The sequence below is a fragment of the Allorhizobium pseudoryzae genome (assembly GCF_011046245.1).
Lineage (GTDB): Bacteria > Pseudomonadota > Alphaproteobacteria > Rhizobiales > Rhizobiaceae > Neorhizobium > Neorhizobium pseudoryzae.
The window spans coordinates 2,072,657-2,089,231 of the sequence record NZ_CP049241.1; the positions used below are offsets into that span (position 1 = coordinate 2,072,657).

A 16,575-nucleotide genomic window follows, 5' to 3' on the forward strand; every position below is an offset into this window, starting at 1 on the left:
GTGACCGGTCCGGCGCAGGCACATGGCCCGTCGCCGCTTTCGCCGGTCGAGGCCGTGACACGCTTCCTGGCGGATCTCTCCAGGTCTGCACGTATCCTCGTCGCCGTCTCCGGTGGCAGCGATTCGCTTGGCCTTTTATATCTCCTGCATCAATTGTCCGCCTCGATGGGTGCCCAACTGGATCTGCTGGCAGTCACCATCGACCATGCGCTGAGGCCGCAATCGGCGGCGGAAGCCCGTGACGTCGCCCGTTTCTGCGAAGCGCTCGGTATCCGCCATATCATCGATCGCTGGGACGGCATCAAGCCGACAGGCGGTCTCTCTGCCGCTGCGCGCGAGGCGCGCTACGACCGCCTGTGCCGGATCGCCATGGCGGAACGGGCGAGCCTGATCGTCACCGGCCATACGCTGGATGACCAGATCGAGACGGTGCTGATGCGCGCCGGACGCCCGGGAAGCGAGGGCACTCCCGGCCTTTCCGGCATGGCGCCCTCGGTGCTGATCAATCACGCTGTCTGGCTCAGCAGGCCTCTGCTCGCCTCGCGCCGGCAGGCGATCAGGAACTGTCTGTCGGACGCCGGGATCGGCTGGGTCGATGATCCGAGCAATACCGATCCCCGCTTCGAACGGGCGCGTCTGCGCGCCGATCTCCGGCTCGGCGACGAGGAGGTGCGTGCGCATCTTGCCGACATTTCCGCCGCTTCCCTGCAGCGCGCGGCACTGGGGGATGCGGCATCGCAGCTGCTTGACGAGCACCTGACCTTCCACCGCGGGGTCGCCGCCGCGCTGTCCACAACCATGCTCCACACTGACGAGACGGTCTGGATGCATGCGCTCGGCGCTCTTGCGGCCGTGGTGGGCGGGCGCCCACATGCACCCTCGCGGGGCAGCCTCACGCGCCTTGCGGCATTTCTGAAAAGCGGCAGGGCAGGGCGGATGACGGCTGGGCGCGTCGTGTTCGATTGGCGTCGTGACCATCTCTTCCTCGTGCGGGAAAGCCGCAACCTGCCTGAACAGGCGGTCCTGCCGGGTGAGGCGGTGCGATGGGACGACCGCTTCTGCGTGACGAATGCAGGAACCGAAGCGCTGACCATTGGCCCGCATGCCGCGGATCGTGACGCGGCGCGCGATGCCTTTCCCTTGCTGCCGGGCAGTGTGGCGTTGCAAGCTTACCGGTCGCTTCCGCAGGTGATCCCGGACGAGGCGGCGGCAAACGGACGCACGGGGATCAGGCCTCTTCTCGGGCCATACGATCGCTTCTTGCCGCAATTCGATCTGAAACTTGCGATATCACTGGCAAAACAGGCGGGACTGGATGAATTTCCGCCATCGCCGCTTAACGTTTTCATGCGTAAAACATCAGGACTGAGTGGTGTTGCCTTGGCAACGCCTTGTCGCGATCCTATGTTAGACGGCAAGTAAGACGGCTGCCTCCAGAGCAGGCGTTATTGTCCGGGGAGTTCGATGAACCCAAACTTTCGTAATTTCGCCCTCTGGGCGATAATCGCCCTGTTGCTGATCGCTCTGTTCAGCATGTTCCAGACGGCGCCCACACAAACGAGCTCACGAGAAATCGCGTATTCGCAATTCCTGCGCGACGTTGATTCCGGTCGCGTGCGTGACGTCATGGTCACCGGCAACCGCGTCACGGGCACCTATAGCGACAGCGGTGCTGGCTTCCAGACCTATTCCCCCGTCGTGGATGATGGCCTGATCGATCGGCTCCAGTCCAAGAACGTGACGATTGCCGCCCGCCCGGAAACCGATGGTTCGTCCGGCTTCCTCAGCTATATCGGCACCCTTTTGCCGATGCTGCTGATCCTCGGCGTCTGGCTGTTCTTCATGCGCCAGATGCAGGGTGGTTCGCGCGGCGCCATGGGCTTCGGCAAGTCGAAGGCAAAGCTTCTGACGGAAGCGCATGGCCGCGTCACCTTTGACGACGTCGCCGGCGTCGATGAAGCCAAGCAGGATCTTGAGGAAATCGTTGAATTCCTGCGCGATCCGCAGAAGTTCCAGCGGCTTGGCGGACGTATTCCGCGCGGCGTGTTGCTGGTTGGCCCTCCGGGCACGGGTAAAACGCTCCTCGCCCGCTCAGTGGCCGGTGAAGCCAATGTTCCCTTCTTCACGATTTCCGGTTCGGACTTCGTCGAAATGTTCGTCGGTGTCGGTGCAAGCCGCGTCCGCGACATGTTCGAGCAGGCCAAGAAGAATGCGCCCTGCATCATCTTCATCGACGAAATCGATGCTGTCGGTCGTCACCGCGGCGCCGGTCTCGGCGGCGGCAATGACGAGCGCGAACAGACGCTGAACCAGTTGCTGGTCGAGATGGATGGTTTCGAAGCCAATGAAGGCATCATCCTGATCGCTGCGACCAACCGCCCCGACGTTCTCGACCCGGCGCTTCTGCGTCCCGGCCGTTTCGACCGCCAGGTCGTCGTTCCGAACCCGGATATCGTCGGTCGCGAGCGCATCCTCAAGGTGCATGCGCGCAACGTGCCGCTCGCCCCGAATGTCGATCTCAAGGTTCTGGCCCGCGGTACTCCCGGTTTCTCCGGTGCGGACCTGATGAACCTCGTCAACGAAGCCGCCCTGATGGCCGCCCGCCGCAACAAGCGTCTGGTCACCATGCAGGAATTCGAGGACGCCAAGGACAAGATCATGATGGGCGCCGAACGCCGCTCGTCTGCCATGACCGAAGCCGAGAAGAAGCTCACCGCCTACCATGAAGCGGGCCACGCCATCACGGCCCTTGAAGTGCCGGTCGCCGACCCGCTGCACAAGGCAACGATCATCCCGCGCGGTCGTGCGCTCGGCATGGTCATGCAGCTGCCGGAAGGCGACCGCTACTCGATGAGCTACAAGTGGATGGTCTCGCGTCTCGTCATCATGATGGGCGGACGCGTTGCCGAAGAACTGACCTTCGGCAAGGAGAACATCACCTCCGGTGCCTCCTCGGATATCGAGCAGGCCACGAAGCTCGCCCGCGCCATGGTGACCCAGTGGGGCTTTTCCGATATCCTCGGCCAGGTTGCCTACGGCGAGAACCAGCAGGAGGTCTTCCTCGGCCATTCGGTGTCGCAGTCGAAGAACGTTTCTGAAGCCACGGCCCAGAAGATCGACACGGAAGTCCGCCGCCTCATCGACGAGGCCTATACCGAGGCGCGCCGGATCCTGACCGAAAAGCACGACGAGTTCGTCACGCTGGCGGAAGGTCTTCTCGAATACGAGACGCTGTCCGGTGAGGAAATCAAGGCGTTGCTGAGGGGCGAAAAGCCCTCCCGCGATGCCGGCGACGACACGCCGACGGCCCGCGGATCCGCCGTACCGAAGGCCGGCCCCAAGCGGGACGAGCCGAAGAGCGACGGAGAGCCGGAAAGCGGGCTGGAACCCCAGCCGCACTGAGACCTGTCTCCTTCTGAACATCAGGGCCGTCGGGGCAACCCGGCGGCCTTTTGCGTCTTGATCTTCAGCAAAGATTGCAACGTCGGTAACGGGATATAATCGATTTTGACGGTAATTTAGATGCTGGCCCGGAGTTTCTGTGGCAAGAGCGAGCATGGATGCTGGCGCGATGGTGCCGGCTGACGTCAAAACAAGACGCGCGATGAAGAGCGCGCAGCACGCAAGGAGCACGTATGGCACGTCGTTACTTTGGCACGGATGGCATTCGCGGACAGTCGAACGTTTTCCCCATGACCCCGGACCTCGCCATGCGGGTGGGGATCGCGGTGGGGACCATCTTCCGGCGCGGCAACCATCGCCATCGCGTCGTCATCGGCAAGGATACGCGCCTGTCCGGCTACATGCTGGAGAATGCGCTGGTGGCCGGCTTCACTGCCGCCGGTCTCGATGTCTTCCTGCTGGGTCCGATCCCGACGCCGGCCGTTGCCATGCTGACCCGGTCGCTGCGCGCCGATATCGGCGTGATGATTTCGGCCTCGCACAATCCGTTTGCCGATAACGGCATCAAGCTGTTCGGTCCCGACGGCTACAAGCTGTCGGATGAGCTGGAGCTGGAGATCGAGGAGCTTCTCGACAAGGATCTTTATTCGCAGCTCGCCAAGCCGAGCGAGATCGGTCGGGCCAAGCGCGTCGATGGCGACATCTATCGCTACATCGAATTCGTCAAGCGCACCCTGCCGCGTGACGTCACGCTGTCGGGTCTGAGGATCGCCATCGACTGCGCCAATGGCGCGGCCTACAAGGTGGCACCGGCAGCGCTGTGGGAACTCGGCGCCGACGTCGTCACCATCGGCAATACGCCGAACGGCACGAACATCAACCTCGACTGCGGTTCGACGAGCCCGGAGGCGCTCCGCAATAAGGTGCATGAGGTGCGGGCCGATATCGGCATCGCGCTCGATGGCGATGCCGACCGCGTCATCATTGTCGATGAGAACGGGGCCATTATCGACGGCGACCAGTTGATGGCGGTGATAGCCGAAAGCTGGGCCGAGGACGAGAAGCTGCGGGGCGGCGGCATCGTCGCAACGGTCATGTCGAACCTCGGGCTTGAGCGGTTCCTGCACGGCAAGGGCCTGACACTGGCGCGCACCAAGGTCGGCGACCGTTATGTGGTCGAGCACATGCGCAACCATGATTTCAATGTCGGCGGCGAACAGTCCGGCCACCTCGTTCTGTCTGATTTTGGCACGACCGGGGACGGCCTTGTTGCGGCGCTGCAGATTCTTGCCCGCGTCAAGCGGCTGGGTCTCTCGGTCAGCGAGGTCTGCCGTCGCTTCGAGCCCGTGCCGCAGCTTCTGCGCAATGTCCGCATCGGCGGCGGAAAGCCGCTGGAGGATATCATCGTGCGCCAGGCGATCGAGAGCGCGGAAGCGGAGCTTGGGGCGAGGGGGCGGCTCGTCATCCGTCCCTCCGGCACCGAACCGCTCATCCGGGTGATGGCGGAAGGTGACGACCGCGCCCAGATCGAACGGATCGTCGGTGATCTCGTTGGTGCGATCTCGAACGTGCGCACCGCCGCCTGAGCGCTGCAGGACGGCCGTTGAACCAAACATGTCTGACGAAGGCCCGCCGCGTGCGGGCCTTTTTCGTCTTTCGATCGTCATGCGCCGTACAATGATGCGCTCAACCTTTACGGGTTGTTATCCTTAAGTGCTCCTTAACCTTTATCGTTAATGATCACCTTCAGATTTGAGGACGACCGTCGCTTCGCGCGCCGCACATTTCGAACCTGGAGTTGGAGCCATGAACAAGACCTTGATGGGCGCGCTTGCTATTGCCTTGGCAGCGAGCGCGGCGCACTCGGCAGACCTTTATCAGCCGCAGCCTGAACCGATCTACAATGATGTTCCGGAAGTCGCCGTCCAGCAATCGTCCAGCGGGTGGTACCTGCGCGGCGATATCGGCTACGGTTTCACCGATTTCGACGGGGCGAATTTCTACCAGGGCAATTATACGGGCTCCAAGGCGGATTTTCACACTGCCAAGCTGCGTGACGGTCTGACGCTCGGCGTCGGTGTGGGGTACCAGGTCAACAGCTATCTGCGCACCGATCTGACCTTCGACTACCTGAACAAGACCGATTTCGAAGGCTCGACGAAGGGCAGCGGCGCATCGTTCGGCGCTTGCGTTGGTCCCTGCACCTCGCGTGACACGTCCAGCATGCGCGCCTACAGCCTGCTCGCCAACGCCTATGTCGATCTCGGCACCTATGGCTACATCACGCCTTATGTCGGCGGCGGTCTCGGTGGCACCTATGTGAAGTGGGACAAGCTGCGCAACACCTCCTGCGCCGACAATGGCTCGGGCTGCGATTCCACCGTCGAGCACGGCGGTAAGGGCAGCTGGCGCTTCACCTACGCTCTGATGGCCGGTGCGACGATCGATGTCACCTGCAACCTGAAGGCGGATGTCGGTTATCGTTATCGCCACGTCCAGGGCGGCGACATGTTCGGCTACGCCCAGAACGGCGGCCCGGGCTTCGACAAGGGCTTCGACGTCCACGAAGCACGCGTGGGTGCCCGTTACACCTTCGGCGGCTGCGCAACGCCTTACGTTCCGGAAGAGCCGGCACCGGCGCCGATCATCTACAAGTAAGATCTGCCAGACAGCAGAAAGGCCGCCCGGAGTTTTCGGGCGGCCTTTCTGCATGTGTCGTTCATCCCCTGTCGGATCAGAATTCGCGCTTCATCAAGAGCTTGTCCACTGACCAGGCACCGCCGCCATGGGCGGCAAAGAAGAAGGCGCCGCCTGTCCAGAAGAGCGAGGCAAGTTCCGCTTTCGTCTGCACCTGCTCCAGGAATGTTACGCCGCCATCCATCAGCCGCTTCGCCCCTTCGGGAGTGAAGAATGGGCTGCCGGCCTTCAGTGCCGCGATGCCGTCGCTCGTCAGGAACGCGTGGCCGTAAGGATAGGCAAAGTGGAACCACAGTGTGATTGTCAGCATCACAGCGTTGGCGAGCGCGACCGGGCGGGTGAAGAGGCCAAGCGCAATCAATGCGCCGCCGAAGAACTGCATGGCAGCCAGGGTCGGCGACCACAGCCAGCCGGGATGGAAGCCGAGGTTTTCGACGAAGCCGACCTGCGCCATCGGCGCCATGATTTTCGGATAGCCTTCGATCATCAGCATGCCGCCGATCGCGACACGGAACGCAGTCCAGGCGAAGGGTTGTGCAATCTTTTCATAGAAGCCGGCGAGGAACGGCAAGTAGAACCGACCGTTTTCGGTGGTCTGCGTTTGCGTGGTGAATGTGGTGTTCATGGCCATGATGGGTAATCCTTTGCGTTCAAATATAGTTTCGTCATAGGGTCTCGTCCGCACGTTCCCTGCTTCCGGACATTCTTCCGGCGCGCGTGCCCGCATCGGTGTTCCCGCAGCCGATACCTGATCCTACAAAATCACGATCTATTGTTGTTGATTCAGGTCAAGTTTTTGATCGTTGCAGCGACCTGCGCAAAAAAGACAGTGACGGTCCCGGTTGCGACTTGACCAAATCGGTCTGTTCCACTAACACCGACGGCGGGACACCCTTCCCCAACGAAGGGCTTTCTATCTGGAAGGATAGCCAAGATGGCGAACATCGCGAAGCCGGACGTACGTCCGAACAATACCCATTTCTCTTCTGGCCCTTGCTCGAAGCGCCCCGGTTGGACGCTCGATGCTCTCTCTGATGCCCCGCTCGGTCGTTCGCACCGTGCCAAGGTTGGCAAGACGAAGCTGAAGCAGGCCATCGATCTTACCCGTGAAATTCTGAACGTGCCGACGGATTACCGCATCGGCATCGTGCCGGCCTCCGATACGGGCGCCGTCGAAATGGCCATGTGGTCGCTGCTCGGCGAACGTGGCGTGGACATGCTCTCCTGGGAAAGCTTTGGTGCCGGCTGGGTCACCGATGTGGTGAAGCAGCTGAAGCTTACTGATGTCCGCAAGTTCAATGCCGATTACGGCCTGCTGCCGGATCTGACCCAGGTCGATTTTGACCGCGACGTCGTCTTCACCTGGAACGGCACGACGTCTGGCGTGCGCGTGCCGAACGCCGATTTCATCCCGGCGGACCGCAAGGGCCTGACGATCTGCGACGCCACCTCGGCTGCGTTCGCGCAGGACATGGATTTCTCCAAGCTCGACGTCGTGACCTTCTCCTGGCAGAAGGTTCTGGGCGGCGAGGGCGGTCACGGCGTGATCATTCTCTCCCCGCGTGCCGTCGAGCGCCTGACGACCTATGTTCCGGCCTGGCCGCTGCCGAAGATTTTCCGCATGACCTCCGGCGGCAAGCTGATCGAAGGCATCTTCGTCGGCGAGACGATCAATACGCCCTCCATGCTCTGCGTCGAGGACTATATCGATGCCCTGAACTGGGCAAAGTCGATCGGCGGCCTCGAGGCTCTGATCGCCCGGGCCGATGCCAATGCCAAGGTCATCTTCGATTTCGTCGATGCCAATGACTGGATCGCCAACCTGGCCGTCGATCCGGCAACCCGTTCCAACACTTCGGTCTGCCTCAAGATCGTCGATGCGGACGTGGTGGCACTCGATGCCGACAGCCAAGCAGCCTTTGCCAAGGGCGTCGTTGCGCTGCTCGAAAAGGAAAATGTCGCGCTCGATATCGGCGCCTACCGCGATGCGCCGTCCGGCCTTCGCATCTGGGCCGGTGCGACCATCGAGACCGCCGACATGCAGGCCCTCATGCCGTGGCTGATCTGGGCTTTTGAGACCCAGAAGGCAGCGCTCGCCAAGGCCGCCGCCTGATCCTTTTTCAACGCATGACATCGTCATCCTCGGCCTTGTGCCGAGGATCTTATCCCATAAACAAGACCGATCGGTCGTAGATGCTCGGGACAAGCCCGAGCATGACGGCGGAACGGTTTCAGCCTGAACCCCTTTAAGGAGCCCATACCATGGCACCTCGCGTTCTCGTGTCCGACGAACTGTCGGAAACCGCCGTCCAGATCTTCCGCGATCGCGGCGTCGAAGTCGATTTCCAGCCAAAGCTCGGCAAGGACAAGGACAAGCTTGCCGAAATCATCGGCAATTACGACGGTCTTGCCATCCGCTCGGCGACCAAGGTCACCGAAAAGCTGATTGCTGCTGCCACAAACCTGAAGGTTGTCGGCCGCGCCGGTATCGGCGTCGACAACGTCGATATCCCGGCTGCCTCGAAGCGCGGTATCATCGTGATGAACACGCCGTTCGGCAACTCCATCACGACGGCCGAACATGCCATCGCGCTGATGTTTGCCGTTGCCCGCCAGATCCCGGCTGCCGATTCCTCGACCCAGGCCGGCAAGTGGGAAAAGTCGAAGTTCATGGGTGTCGAAATCACCGGCAAGACGCTCGGCGTCATCGGCGCCGGCAATATCGGCTCCATCGTCTGCTCGCGCGCCATCGGGCTGAAGATGCATGTTCTGGCCTATGACCCCTTCCTGTCGGCCGAGCGCGCCCAGGAAATGGGTGTTACCAAGGTCGAGCTGGACGAACTGCTGGCGAAGGCCGATTTCATCACGCTGCACGTGCCGATGACCGACAAGACCCGCGGAATCCTCAACAAGGAGGCTCTCGCCAAGACGAAGCCGGGCGTGCGCATCGTCAACTGCGCCCGTGGTGGCCTGGTTGATGAGGCAGCACTCGCCGAAGCGATCAAGTCCGGCCATGTCGCCGGTGCCGCCTTTGACGTGTTCGAGGTCGAGCCCGCCACCGAAAGCCCGCTCTTCGGCCTGCCGAACGTCGTCTGCACCCCGCATCTTGGCGCCTCCACGACGGAAGCCCAGGAAAACGTGGCGCTGCAGGTGGCCGAGCAGATGGCGGACTACCTGGTTAAGGGTGCCGTTTCCAACGCCATCAACATGCCCTCGATCACCGCGGAAGAAGCGCCGATCCTGAAGCCGTTCATCCGTCTGGCGGATGTGCTGGGTTCGTTTGCCGGCCAGGTGACGGAGAACCCGATCAAGGCGATCGAAATCCTCTACGATGGCGTCACCGCCACCATGAACACCAAGGCGCTCACCTCGGCGCTGCTCGCCGGCCTCATCCGCAACCAGGTGTCGGATGTGAACATGGTTTCGGCGCCGATCATGATCAAGGAAAAGGGCATCGTGCTTTCCGAGGTCAAGCGCGACAAGACCGGTGTCTATGACGGCTACATCAAGCTGACGGTGACGACCGAGAAGCAGACGCGCTCGGTGGCCGGTACCGTGTTCTCCGACGGCAAGCCGCGCTTCATCCAGATCAAGGGCATCAACCTGGATGCGGATGTCGGTCAGAACATGATCTACATCTCCAACACCGACGTTCCGGGCATGATCGGCTTCATGGGCACGACCCTCGGCAATGCCGGTGTCAACATCGCGAACTTCCAGCTCGGCCGGGAAAAGGAAGCCGGCGATGCGATCGCGCTTCTCTATGTTGACGGCCAGGTGGACAAGGCGGTTCTGGACCAGCTGACCGCCAATCCGGCGATCAAGCAGGCCAAGCCGCTGACCTTCAACGTCGATTGATTGGGATCGACCTCTCCCAAGACTTGAAAAGCCCGGCGCGAAACCTCGCGCCGGGCTTTTTCGTGTCGCTTCCGGTTGGGAAGGCACCGTTTCCCGGTCAACTTTTCTCACAATTCCGAAAAATCGGATCGAACCCCTAAAAGCATCAACCGTTGATCGCTATATGGGAGCCATAACCCGCGGAAAGCGGAACTGTGAGGAGAGAGAAATGTTTTCGACGCTTCGGCGCTTCAAGCATGCTGCATCGGTGTTGGCGATCGGGATGGTGGTGTCTCTGGCTGCCGTTGACTATGCCGAGGCGCGCCGCGCCGGCTCGAGTGGTTTCGGCAGCCGCGGCACGCGCACGTTTGCAGCGCCGCCCGCCACCAGCACGGCGCCGGCTCCGGCTGCCCCGATCCAGCGCACGATGACGCCGAACCAGGCGACAAATCCGGCAGCACAGAATGCAGCGCGCCCGCAAAACGCGGCCCAGCCGCAGCAGCGCCGCGGCCTCTTCGGCGGTCTTGCGGGCGGCATTCTGGGCGGACTTTTCCTCGGCGGCCTGTTCGGCATGCTGATGGGCCATGGCTTTGGCGGTCTTGCCGGCATGCTCGGCCTGATGTTCCAGATGCTTCTGATCGGCGGCGCGATCTTCCTGCTGATGCGCCTGTTCGCCCGTCGTTCGCAGCCGGCGGCCCAGTCGGCCAGCGGCATGGGCCGCAATGCCTATCAGGCCCCGAACGCGCAAGGGTCCGGTTTCAAGATCCCGCAGATGGGCTCGATGGCCGGTGGTGCGGCGGCAGCCGCTGCCACCAAGCCGCGCGCGCCGGGCGTGACCGACGAGATCGGCATCACGTCGGCGGATCTGGATGCCTTCGAGCGCCTGCTGACCGAGGTGCAGACGGCCTACGGTGCCGAGGATTACGCCAAGCTGCGCGCGCTCGCTACGCCGGAAGCCATGTCCTATCTCGCGGAAGAACTGGGTGAAAACGCCACCCAGGGCCTGCGCAACGAGGTGAAGGACGTGAAGCTGCTGCAGGGTGATCTGGCTGAAGCCTGGCGCGAAGACGGCAAGGAGTTTGCCACGGTCGCGCTGCGCTACGAAAGCATCGACGTCATGCTGAACCGCAACTCCGGCAAGCTGGTGCAGGGCAATGCCGAAACCGCGAGCGAAAGCACCGAGATCTGGACTTTCGTGCGCGCGCCGGGCGGCGAGTGGAAGCTCTCCGCCATCCAGGGCACGGATTGAGTGTCACAGCCGGGCGCGCGTCGCTTCGTCCGGTTGTCCATCATAAAATTGCAGAAGGGCTTGGCCAAAGGCTGAGCCCTTTTTGCTGACCGCATCAAACAGTGTCATCGACGAGCGGAATTTGAGATCGTCCGGCGAGCCGAGGATGGCATGCGCCGAGCGGTGCTTATGGATCAGCATGGCGTCGGTGCAGTCCAGAAGCCGTTTTCCAAGCAGGGGATGGACAAGATAGGCTTCGGCCTCCGCCCGACTGACGATCGCATAACGCTCCGCCATCGGAGAATGACCAAGTCCCCGGATCTGCGGAAAGATGAACCACATCCAGTGGGAGCGCTTGCGCCCATCCTTCAGTTCCTGCAGCGCTTGCGCATAAACCGGCTGCTGGGCGGAAAGAAAGCGGGAGAGGTCGTGCGGATCATCGGTCATTGCGGGGTCTCCTTCTTTGACCCAACGGTTTTCTGCCACGGCGGTTGCCGGTGTCTTCACCCTTTTGTCAGCACCGTTCTCTTTTCCTTGCTGCATTGCACCCTAATTCATGCCGCATGGAACAACGTCTGGAAAACACAATCGAGCTGGTGATCCGCTGGCTGCCCGACTGGCTGCTGAGCATGATGACGCTGATTGCCGCCGTCTTGATCGGCTGGCTGATCCACCGCTTAGTCTTTCGGCTGCTGACCCGCATCGTCGCCAATCGCGATCTCTTCTGGCGCTCACTGGTCTCGCGCACCGAGCGACCGCTCCGTCTTGCGATCGTCACCTGGGTCATGGCGCCGGCCGTCTCCATCGCGCCGCTCAGCGACAGTGAGACCGGTATTCTGCGGCATGTCCTGCTTTTGTGTTTCATCGTGCTCGTCGGCTGGATGGCCCGTACCACGCTGCATATCTGGACCACCGTCTACCTCAGGCGTTTCAAGCTTGACGCGGAAGACAATCTGCTTGCGCGCAAACATGTCACGCAGTCGCGGATCATGGAACGGGTGGCGGCAACGCTGATCATTGCGTTTACGCTGTCGGCAGCGCTGATGACGTTTCCGGCGGTGCGTCAATACGGCGTCTCGTTGATGGCGTCTGCCGGTGTGGCCGGCATCGTGCTTGGCCTGGCGCTTCAACCGGTTTTGAAGAACCTGTTCGCCGGCATTCAGCTGGCGATCACCCAGCCGATCCGCATCGATGACGCGCTGCTGGTGGAAGGCGAGTGGGGCAAGGTGGAGGAAATCACCTCGACCTATGTGGTCGTCAAACTCTGGGACTGGCGCCGCCTCATCCTGCCGCTCGGCTATTTCATCGAAAAGCCGTTCCAGAACTGGACCCGGGAGGGCGCATCGCTGATCGGCACCGTGATGATCTACCTGGATTATACCGTTCCCGTCGCAGACGTCCGTCGCAAGGTCGAGGAGATTGCTGCCGCTTCCGCCCTTTGGGACCGGCAGGTGGTGAATGTCGCCGTGACCGATTTCCGCGAAGCCGTGATGGAGGTGCGCATCCTCGTCTCCGCCAGCGATGCCGGCAAGGCGTTCGATCTGCGCTGCGAGGTGCGCGAAAAACTGATTGCCTTCATCCAGCAGGACTATCCGGCCTCGCTGCCCAAGGTGCGGGCCGAGCTTGCCGAAGGCCAGGAGCTTCGCACCCAGCCGGCGAGCGACGGCGCTACCCGGGTGATGCAGTCGTGATCCGTCACTGAGCGGAGCAAATGCCGAAAACCTTGCGTTTTGGTCGCGTCCTTTCTATATCCGCGGTTCAGATGAAGGGCGGCCGACCCCGCCCACCGAGAATGAGCTTGAGCCGGCGCTGGTTGTTGCGCGGCAGTGTCGAGCGAGAGAGTTCCTGTGAATACGCTGGATTTTGACAAGAAGCCGGAAGATACGCGCATTGTCGTTGCCATGTCGGGCGGCGTCGATTCCTCAGTGGTGGCCGGGCTCCTGAAACGCCAGGGCTATGACGTGCTCGGCATCACGCTGCAGCTTTACGATCATGGCGCGGCCGTGCACCGCGCCGGTTCCTGCTGCGCCGGCCAGGATATCGAAGATGCGCGACGTGTCTCGGAAACGCTCGGCATTCCGCATTACGTTCTGGACTACGAAAAGCGGTTCCGCGAAACGGTGATCAATCCGTTTGCCGAAGCCTATGCCATGGGCGAAACGCCGGTGCCTTGCGTGGCCTGCAACCAGACGGTCAAGTTCGCCGATCTTCTGGCGACCGCCCGCGAGCTCGGCGCCGATGCGCTGGCAACCGGCCATTATATCCGCTCCAGCCGCAATCCGTCCGTCGACAACCCGAACCGCCGCGCGCTTTACCGGCCGATCGATGCGGATCGTGACCAGAGCTGGTTCCTGTTTGCCACCACGCAGGAGCAGATCGATTACCTGCGCTTCCCGCTCGGCGGCATGTCGAAGGCCGAGGTGCGGCTGCTTGCCGAGGAGATGGGGCTCGTTGTCGCCAAGAAGGCCGACAGCCAGGACATCTGCTTCGTGCCGCAGGGAAAGTATGCCGACATCATCAGCAAGGTGAAGCCGAATGCGGCGCTCGCCGGCGAGATCGTGCACCTCGATGGCCGTGTGCTCGGTCGCCATGAAGGCATCGTGCATTATACGATCGGCCAGCGGAAGGGGCTGGGCGTCGCCACCGGCGAGCCGCTCTACGTCGTCTATCTCGACGCCCGCTCGCGCCGTGTCATCGTCGGGCCGAAGGAGGCGCTCGATACGCACCGCGTCTATCTGCGCGACATGAACTGGATCGGCGACCGGGCCTTGGCAGACGATGCGGGCCAGGGTTTCGCCTGCTTCGCCAAGGTGCGTTCCACCCGTCCGCCGACACCGGCAACGCTTTTTGCCGACGAGAAGGGCATCTATGTCGATCTTGCGATCGGCGAAGCGGGCGTGGCATCGGGCCAGGCCTGCGTGCTCTATTCGGCGGAAGGGGCCGATGCACGCGTCTGGGGCGGCGGTTTCATCGAGCGTTCGGAACGCGCCGCGGAGGCGGAAGCCTCGCTGAAGGCACTTCTTGCGACACCGGTCGCAGCTTGAGGCCGCCTCTCTCCAAGCTTGCGGAAAAGCGACAGTTTTTTGACGCAAGCGTGCTTGACTTTGGTCTGAGCATCACTCTATAAGCCCCCCATCGCGCCGGACGGAGACGCTTTTTGAAAGCGGACCGAAGCGCGGTGTGGCGGGGTAGCTCAGGTGGTTAGAGCGTGGGATTCATAACCCCAAGGTCGGCGGTTCAAGTCCGCCCCCCGCTACCACTCCAGTCTTCTGCTTGAAAAGTTTGGCAGGTCGACAAGGCGCACGGGTTTCCGGAGCGCCTTTTTTCATGCGCGCCATCGGCAGGTGTCAAAGGAGAGCCCTGTCGAGGAGGTGCGAGAGCGGGCCTTTGCCCGCTCCTGCCGGTCTTGGGATCAGATGGTCAGCGAGCGCAGCTTGAGGGCTGCTGCCACGCGCTGGAGACGGCTGGGATCGAGATCCGCTCCGGTCTCGATCACTTCCAGTTCCTGCACGGTCAATCCGCAGGCAATGGCGAGATCCTCCAGGCTATAGCCGGCGGTGCGTCGTGCATCTGCAATGGTCGAGGCAATGGAAACGGAGTTCTTTGTATCGAAATCAGTCTGAGAGATGGTCATGGATCACTCCTTTGGGTGTGCCGACCGAAGTCGGAAAATGAAGCATCAGCAGCAAAGGATGTTGCGGTGCTGATAAACGCATGCCGCAGCGCACCATAGATAGGCCTGAATTTTGAAGAGTCAAAGAGCAATCGCCCCACGCTGCCTCCGCGGCGCCATTTTGTTGCCCTGAGACGCGTTTTTTGGTCCTGTTGCGTACCATTTGATGTCGGATAAGTCGTCGCGCCCGTTCTGATTGCGCATTTCGACCGCCTCAAGGATCGGAGAAAGTCATGCTCAGGTCCGGCAAAGCCGTGGCAAAGCATTTCCCCCGTTGATCTTGACGGACGTGGCAAGTCAGACGACACTCTTTCGTGTACAGGATGTCCATCAAACTGGGAGTTGCGACTATGATTGGTGGTTTGACTCTGTTTGGTTTCGATCTCTTCGGTCTGTCGGAACGATCAATGCTGCGTCAGCAGCCGGCCGTACCACAGCCGACAGACGAACCCCGTCCGGAGGCGGATGAGGTCAAGCACGATGAGCGGTCGGTCGAGCCGTCCGAAAGCTTTTTCTGGGGCATGTATCCGGTCTATTGACCTTTTCGCACTGCAGCATGGCGGCAGCCGGTTCGAGCGCCGGCCGTGCCTCATTCCGTCATCCGGCTGCGCTGGATCAAACAAAACATGTGCCTGCGTGTTAGCCATGTAAGGATGGGCGGCTTCATCCAAGCTGCCCGGTTCCTGATCCTGCGATGCAGGCTGGTTTTTGAAAGGCGCGCGCATGTCCGATATCCTGTGCATTACGCTCAATCCGACACTTGATCTGTCGAACGAGGTGGACCGGGTCGTGCCCACCCACAAGATGCGGGTGCGCAACCAGCGCCACGATGTTGGCGGCGGCGGCATCAATGTGGCCCGTGTCGTGGCGGAACTCGGTGGCGCTGTGGATGCGCTGGTGCTCTCCGGGGGCGCGAGCGGCACCATTCTGGAGGCGGGGTTAAAGGCGCTGCCTGTCGGCGTGCACGTCTTCCCGATGGCTGGCGATGTGCGGATCGCCTTCATGGTCTACGAGCAGCAGACCGGCCAGGAATATCGTTTCGTGCCCGAAGGACCGCTCGTCAGCGAGGCTGAGCTTCAGCCGCTGCTCGATTTTCTCGAGACCCATCCGGCGCGTTTTGTCGTGGCGAGCGGCAGCCTGCCGCGCGGTCTTGCGGCGGAGACCTATGCCCGCATGGCAAGGATCGCGCGGCGCACCGGTGCGCGCTTCGTGCTGGATGCCTCCGGCGATGTTCTCTCGGCGGCCCTGGACGAGGGCGGCATCTTTCTGTTCAAACCCAGTCTCAGCGAGTTGGAGAAACTCGCTGGTCAAAGTTTCTCCATCGAAGCCGCCAGCCAGTTTGCCGGCGACCTTGTCGCGCGTGGTTCGGTCGAGAACGTAGCGCTCACGCTTGGTGCAGACGGCGCCATGCTGATCCATGCCGAGGGCGTGTTCCGCATGCCGGCAATCCCCGTTCCGGTCCGCTCGGCGGTCGGTGCGGGCGACAGTTTCGTCGGTGCCATGGTCTGGGCGCTGTCGCAGGGGCAGGGGATGCGGGAGGCTTTCCGCTTCGGCGTTGCGGCGGGTGCAGCGGCGGTCATGACGCCCGGCACGGAGCTTTGCCGGCGGGCCGATATCCTCAGCCTCTACGCCAAGGCCTGCGCCGATCAGCATGAGGCCCAGGCTGCACGCTGGACGGCAGGCTGAGCAAGATTTCTCGTCGAAGTTTGACGAAGATCAAGAGGGGCGCGGGCTGCTT

General features: G+C 62.0%; 14 protein-coding genes and 1 tRNA gene. 12 read left to right on the forward strand and 3 right to left on the reverse strand.

Annotation, left to right across the window (positions count from 1 at the left end; genetic code table 11):
• From tilS to G6N78_RS09995, 4 genes are all read left to right on the forward strand, one after another.
• On the forward strand, positions 1-1,422 hold the full coding sequence (gene tilS, locus G6N78_RS09980) for a tRNA lysidine(34) synthetase TilS (protein ID WP_165217935.1): 1,422 nt from the start codon (positions 1-3) through the stop codon (positions 1,420-1,422).
• A gap of 42 nt (positions 1,423-1,464) precedes the next feature.
• Positions 1,465-3,402, forward strand: a complete 1,938-nt coding sequence (ftsH, locus tag G6N78_RS09985) for an ATP-dependent zinc metalloprotease FtsH (RefSeq protein WP_165217937.1) — start codon at positions 1,465-1,467, stop codon at positions 3,400-3,402.
• A gap of 233 nt (positions 3,403-3,635) precedes the next feature.
• Complete coding sequence (gene glmM, locus G6N78_RS09990; RefSeq protein ID WP_165217939.1) at positions 3,636-4,988, forward strand: phosphoglucosamine mutase; 1,353 nt, start codon at positions 3,636-3,638, stop codon at positions 4,986-4,988.
• Positions 4,989-5,208: 220 nt separating this feature from the next.
• Positions 5,209-6,060: an outer membrane protein gene (locus tag G6N78_RS09995; protein ID WP_165217941.1), complete on the forward strand. Its 852-nt coding sequence runs from the start codon at positions 5,209-5,211 to the stop codon at positions 6,058-6,060.
• Positions 6,061-6,136: 76 nt separating this feature from the next.
• Here G6N78_RS09995 and G6N78_RS10000 read toward each other — a convergent pair whose 3' ends face one another.
• Positions 6,137-6,730: a DoxX family protein gene (locus tag G6N78_RS10000; RefSeq protein WP_165217943.1), complete on the reverse strand. Its 594-nt coding sequence runs from the start codon at positions 6,728-6,730 to the stop codon at positions 6,137-6,139.
• A gap of 303 nt (positions 6,731-7,033) precedes the next feature.
• On the opposite strand from G6N78_RS10000, the gene G6N78_RS10005 reads away from it, so the two are divergent.
• The 3 genes from G6N78_RS10005 to G6N78_RS10015 all read left to right on the forward strand — a co-directional run bounded on the left by G6N78_RS10005 (position 7,034) and on the right by G6N78_RS10015 (position 11,185).
• A complete protein-coding gene (locus G6N78_RS10005; protein WP_165217945.1) occupies positions 7,034-8,212 on the forward strand; it encodes a phosphoserine transaminase in 1,179 nt (392 codons plus the stop codon).
• Positions 8,213-8,361: 149 nt separating this feature from the next.
• Positions 8,362-9,957 carry a phosphoglycerate dehydrogenase gene (gene serA / locus G6N78_RS10010; RefSeq protein ID WP_165217947.1) on the forward strand — a complete coding sequence of 532 codons (1,596 nt, stop codon included), beginning with the start codon at positions 8,362-8,364 and terminating at the stop codon, positions 9,955-9,957.
• A 208-nt stretch (positions 9,958-10,165) separates the two neighbouring features.
• Positions 10,166-11,185: a Tim44 domain-containing protein gene (locus G6N78_RS10015; RefSeq protein ID WP_165217949.1), complete on the forward strand. Its 1,020-nt coding sequence runs from the start codon at positions 10,166-10,168 to the stop codon at positions 11,183-11,185.
• A 3-nt stretch (positions 11,186-11,188) separates the two neighbouring features.
• On the opposite strand, the gene G6N78_RS10020 is transcribed toward G6N78_RS10015, so the two are convergent.
• On the reverse strand, positions 11,189-11,611 hold the full coding sequence (locus G6N78_RS10020; RefSeq protein WP_165217951.1) for a DUF1810 domain-containing protein: 423 nt from the start codon (positions 11,609-11,611) through the stop codon (positions 11,189-11,191).
• 116 nt (positions 11,612-11,727) lie between these two features.
• Here G6N78_RS10020 and G6N78_RS10025 point away from each other — a divergent pair, with 116 nt between their 5' ends.
• From G6N78_RS10025 to G6N78_RS10035, 3 genes are all read left to right on the forward strand, one after another.
• Positions 11,728-12,855 (forward strand): mechanosensitive ion channel family protein, encoded by a 1,128-nt coding sequence (locus tag G6N78_RS10025; protein WP_165217953.1) that lies wholly within the window; start codon positions 11,728-11,730, stop codon positions 12,853-12,855.
• A gap of 156 nt (positions 12,856-13,011) precedes the next feature.
• Positions 13,012-14,208, forward strand: a complete 1,197-nt coding sequence (mnmA, locus tag G6N78_RS10030) for a tRNA 2-thiouridine(34) synthase MnmA (RefSeq protein WP_165217955.1) — start codon at positions 13,012-13,014, stop codon at positions 14,206-14,208.
• A 138-nt stretch (positions 14,209-14,346) separates the two neighbouring features.
• A tRNA-Met gene (locus G6N78_RS10035) sits at positions 14,347-14,423 on the forward strand.
• 153 nt (positions 14,424-14,576) lie between these two features.
• On the opposite strand, the gene G6N78_RS10040 is transcribed toward G6N78_RS10035, so the two are convergent.
• On the reverse strand, positions 14,577-14,798 hold the full coding sequence (locus tag G6N78_RS10040) for a helix-turn-helix domain-containing protein (protein WP_165217957.1): 222 nt from the start codon (positions 14,796-14,798) through the stop codon (positions 14,577-14,579).
• A gap of 389 nt (positions 14,799-15,187) precedes the next feature.
• Between G6N78_RS10040 and G6N78_RS10045 the strand changes: the two genes are divergently transcribed.
• Together G6N78_RS10045 and G6N78_RS10050 are read left to right on the forward strand one after the other, a co-directional pair.
• Positions 15,188-15,376 (forward strand): hypothetical protein, encoded by a 189-nt coding sequence (locus tag G6N78_RS10045; RefSeq protein ID WP_165217959.1) that lies wholly within the window; start codon positions 15,188-15,190, stop codon positions 15,374-15,376.
• A 184-nt stretch (positions 15,377-15,560) separates the two neighbouring features.
• On the forward strand, positions 15,561-16,523 hold the full coding sequence (locus tag G6N78_RS10050) for a 1-phosphofructokinase family hexose kinase (protein ID WP_165217961.1): 963 nt from the start codon (positions 15,561-15,563) through the stop codon (positions 16,521-16,523).
• The last annotated feature ends 52 nt before the right edge of the window (positions 16,524-16,575 follow it).